The organism is Bartonella sp. ML70XJBT, assembly GCF_028618425.1.
In the GTDB taxonomy this organism is placed as follows: Bacteria; Pseudomonadota; Alphaproteobacteria; order Rhizobiales; family Rhizobiaceae; genus Bartonella.
The window spans coordinates 1-3,924 of the sequence record NZ_JAQISX010000054.1; the positions used below are offsets into that span (position 1 = coordinate 1).

At 39.4% G+C, this 3,924-nt stretch carries 5 protein-coding genes and 1 pseudogene; 5 read left to right on the top strand and 1 reads right to left on the bottom strand.

Annotated elements, in window-relative coordinates; genetic code table 11:
* The first annotated feature begins 253 nt into the window (after positions 1-253).
* The 5 genes from PVV65_RS09170 (at position 254) to PVV65_RS09190 (ending at position 3,717) form a co-directional block, all read left to right on the top strand.
* On the top strand, positions 254-1,018 hold the full coding sequence (locus PVV65_RS09170) for an ERF family protein (RefSeq protein ID WP_273789957.1): 765 nt from the start codon (positions 254-256) through the stop codon (positions 1,016-1,018).
* Position 1,019: 1 nt separating this feature from the next.
* Positions 1,020-1,643, top strand: a complete 624-nt coding sequence (locus PVV65_RS09175) for a lambda exonuclease family protein (RefSeq protein WP_273789958.1) — start codon at positions 1,020-1,022, stop codon at positions 1,641-1,643.
* 109 nt (positions 1,644-1,752) lie between these two features.
* Positions 1,753-2,298: a hypothetical protein gene (locus tag PVV65_RS09180; RefSeq protein WP_273789959.1), complete on the top strand. Its 546-nt coding sequence runs from the start codon at positions 1,753-1,755 to the stop codon at positions 2,296-2,298.
* Positions 2,299-2,422: 124 nt separating this feature from the next.
* Positions 2,423-2,671, top strand: a complete 249-nt coding sequence (locus PVV65_RS09185; RefSeq protein WP_015857131.1) for a hypothetical protein — start codon at positions 2,423-2,425, stop codon at positions 2,669-2,671.
* A 2-nt stretch (positions 2,672-2,673) separates the two neighbouring features.
* Positions 2,674-3,717: a tyrosine-type recombinase/integrase gene (locus PVV65_RS09190; protein ID WP_273789960.1), complete on the top strand. Its 1,044-nt coding sequence runs from the start codon at positions 2,674-2,676 to the stop codon at positions 3,715-3,717.
* Here the strand turns inward: PVV65_RS09190 and PVV65_RS09195 are convergent.
* Positions 3,689-3,924, bottom strand: a pseudogene (locus tag PVV65_RS09195) (hypothetical protein); the annotation flags it as partial. The gene PVV65_RS09190 and the pseudogene PVV65_RS09195 sit on opposite strands and share 29 nt — an antisense overlap.

Sequence of the window (3,924 nt, forward strand, 5' to 3'; positions counted from 1 at the left end):
CCCGTGTTTATGGCAAGGCTGTTATATGTGATAACGCACGCATTTTTGGAGATATTAGAATTCTAGACGACGCATATATTTCCAATCAAGTAAATATTTCTGGTAATTTTGAAATTCGTGGAAAAACACTAATGGTTCCTAGAAGTGAACGCTTAGTGGACTACGTAGGACGTTTCTAACCAAACCAAACAACTTTTAACACATGCGTGATTCACGCCACGGGTGAATTGCGCTTTAAATGGAGGAAATCAAGATGAATGAACTAACTACCACACAAACGGAATTAGTGGAAAAAACAAACACTTGTGATGTCAAACCAACTGCTATGGAACGCATTTTAAACAGAGCGTTAGAAAATGACGTTGATATGGACCGCTTAGAGCGCCTCATTGCATTACGAGAAAAGGAAATAGAACGACAAAATTATCAAAGCTTCATTTCTGATCTTTCCGCTATGCAAATCGAATATCAAAAAATCCAAAAAAACTCTATTAATACCCATACCAAGAGTATATATGCAACGCTTGATCAATATATTGACGCAGTAAAGGATACTCTTGCAAAATACCACTTCGCTTTGTTTTATCGTATTAAAAGTCAAACCACAACAAACGTTACCATAGAAATAACTCTATCTCATCCTTCTGGTAATCAAATCTCAACCGAAGGAACATTCCCAATTGATGGACAAGGCAGTAAAAATAACATTCAATCTGTTGGTTCCACGATTACTTATGCACGCAGATATCTTTTAGGCATGCTTCTTAATGTGACCAGTGATGAAGATGATACTGATGGCAACACGCTCATAGCAGGTGTCACACCGGAACAAATGAATGAGATCAGAGAATTAATAGAACAGACACAAGCAAAGGAAAGCGATATTCTTTCTTTTATAGGCGTAAAAAATCTCACACAGATGTCTTATAAACAAGCCCAAACCGTTTTGTTTGCTTTGAAAAAAAAGCAACGCTCGCAAATAAATAAAGCACAACAAGAGCAACAAACGGCGGTGTGAAATGGAACAAAGAACAGCAGAGTGGTTTCAAGCACGGTTAGGGAAAGTCACCGCTTCAAACGTTTATAACATACTTAGCAAAACAGCTAAGGGAACGCCTACAAGCAAATATGAAGAGTACAAAATAAAGCTTATGACGGAGCGATTAACAGAGGAAATAAGCCAATCTTATATAACGCCAGCTATGCAATGGGGCATTGACCATGAAGAAGATGCCTTGAGAGAATATGAATTCATTTATGACACAGAGGTCACAAGGTGTGGATTTGTCCAACATCCCACAATCCAAATGGCTGGTGCTAGTCCAGATGGGCTTATTGGTGAGGACGGTTTAATTGAGATTAAATGCCTACAATCACCAAACCATCTACGCTTTTTTATAGATGACACTATCAAGCCTGAATACATCGCACAAATGCAATTCCAAATGGCTTGCACGGGACGTAAATGGTGTCATTTCATGAGCTATAACCCAAACTTTGTAGGGAAATCTACTAGTTTGAGAATGAAAATCAAACGTATCAATCGTGATGAGGAACACATTGAAGCGATCAATAAAGCGGTCGAGATCTTTTTAGAAGAAATAGAACAAGAGATGCAAAAGATTTTGGCAAAAGCTGCTTAAACCTATGGGGGTGCTTTCTCCTCCCAGCACCCCCACCCTTTCCTAACAATTTCAACACATGCGTGCTTCACGCTACGGGTGGATTGTACGCAAATCAAGGAAATAAACCATGGAAAAGAAATATGAACTGACAGACGAAACAATCGAAGTTGGGCGCAAAACGCTTTACCGCATCCGTGCATTGAAAGACTTTGGAGATGTAAAGGCAGATGATCTTGGCGGCTTTATAGCAAAAGAAGACAACCTATCGCATCATGGTAATTGCTGGATTGGGGGTTATGCCAAGGTTTATGATGATGCTAAGGTTTACGAAAATGCACAAGTTTACGGTGATGCACAAGTTTACGACAAATCTCGTATCTATGGCAAAGCAGAAGTTTTCGATGAACCATGCATTTACGGTCATGCAGAAGTTTACGGTGAAGCATATATTTGCGGTGAACCGCACGTTTTTGATAATGCAGAAGTTTATGGCAATGCACAAGTTTACGAAGAGGCATACATTTACGATAGGGCGCGTGTTTACGGCAATGCGCAAGTTTACGGTGATGCGCATATTTACGGTCATGCAAAAATTTACGGTGAAGCATGTATATGTTGGGACGACTGGATTGATGGCGATAAAAGAATCTCAACTAGAAAACAAACCAGATGAGAAAATACGAACGACTAATCTTATAGTATCTCTATAAGCCGTTTCTAACACCGAAAAACAAACTTTTAACACCAGCGTGATTCACGCCACGGGTGAATTACATCTAAAATGAAGGGGAATAAACATGCCACACCGCCCACCTACTATCACGCAACCAGCTATTGCTCGTGCTTTAAGAGAAGCTAAAAAACAAGGATGTGAACTCATAGAAATCAAACCTACAGGGGAATTATTAATTCATATCAATAAAACCATAACACCAACAACGACAGATAATACTTATAGCATTGATGATTTTCCACCGCTTGAAAATGAACAAGAAGACTACGAGACCAGCAAAAGCTGCCCCTCTGTCGACGGTATAAAGTTTTAGCCATGCCAAAACGCCGTCCACCGCATCTTGTTCGTGAACGTACACGCCATGGTAAAGTTATATGGTATGTACGTATTGGTCATGGACCACGGTTTCGGATTGAAGGAACCTATGGAACGCAAGAGTTTGTTGACAATTATACGCTGGCTATTAAACAAGCGCAAAATGGCTCCTCCAAAACAAAGAGGCGTACCAGACTCACAGAAGGGTCTTTCGATTGGTTGTTGCATCAGTATTTACAAAGCATGCAATGGCATAATCAATCAGAATCTACTAAAAAAGTTAAATATCGAATTCTGAATAATGTTTCTAAACATATCGGTAATCGTGCATATAAAAGTATAAACAAACAACACATTCTTGAAGCCGTAGACAGAAGGCGAGAGACCCCCGCGGCTGCAAAACATTTTTTGACCTCTTTAAACGGTCTTTTTAATTGGGCGGTTGATAATGCCCTTTTAAATAGAAATCCTGCCTTTAATATAAAAGCACCAAAATCTTTGAACAGAGAGGGATTACTGCCATGGCTAGAAGAGGACATAGACAAATATTATCACCGTTGGTCACATGGTACACATGAACGCGTCTGGATTAACGTCCTTTTGTATACCGGCTTGCGTCGTGGTGATGCAGTTCGTATCGGTTGGAAAGATGTCAAAGATAATATCATCCATCTTAAAACAGAAAAGAGCCAATTTAAAACAGACGTTTTTTTACCAATTTTACCTGAATTAGCAGAAACTCTTAAAATTGGTCCTATTGGTAATGAAACATTCATCTGCGGTAAAAGTGGAAATAAGCTTGTCAAAGAAAGTTTTGGCAATCTATTTCGTGAAGCATGTAATGCGGCGGGTATTAAAAAATCAGCCCATGGATTGCGAAAATTAGCTGCAACACGTGCCGCCAATGCTGGTGCTACAGTTTCACAAATGAAAGCGCTTTTTGGCTGGACAGAAGATAAAATGGCATCCCTTTATACCAAAACAGCTGATAGAAAACGACTTGCAATAGAAGCAATCAAAAAGCTACAAAAAGGTTCGGGATAGACATAAAATAAGTTAAAAGAATCAACGGAATCAAAATTCCCGAACTTTTATATAACTTATTGATTTTATATAAATATAACGCGCCCACAATGATGCGCACACCACCCAATGAGCGCACAGCATAGACTCCCAAAATCACATCTGGAAAAGGATCTGAAACCGGCGCCACAATGGGAAACGGAATATATGAATTTGGTGCAGGCAAAA

What these genes read in the sequence shown, in the direction of transcription:
- PVV65_RS09180 (WP_273789959.1), top strand. Translation starts at nt 1,753, where the DNA reads ATGGAAAAGAAATATGAACTGACAGACGAAACAATCGAAGTTGGGCGC.
- PVV65_RS09185 (WP_015857131.1), top strand. Translation starts at nt 2,423, where the DNA reads ATGCCACACCGCCCACCTACTATCACGCAACCAGCTATTGCTCGTGCT.
- PVV65_RS09175 (WP_273789958.1), top strand. Translation starts at nt 1,020, where the DNA reads ATGGAACAAAGAACAGCAGAGTGGTTTCAAGCACGGTTAGGGAAAGTC.
- PVV65_RS09190 (WP_273789960.1), top strand. Translation starts at nt 2,674, where the DNA reads ATGCCAAAACGCCGTCCACCGCATCTTGTTCGTGAACGTACACGCCAT.
- PVV65_RS09170 (WP_273789957.1), top strand. Translation starts at nt 254, where the DNA reads ATGAATGAACTAACTACCACACAAACGGAATTAGTGGAAAAAACAAAC.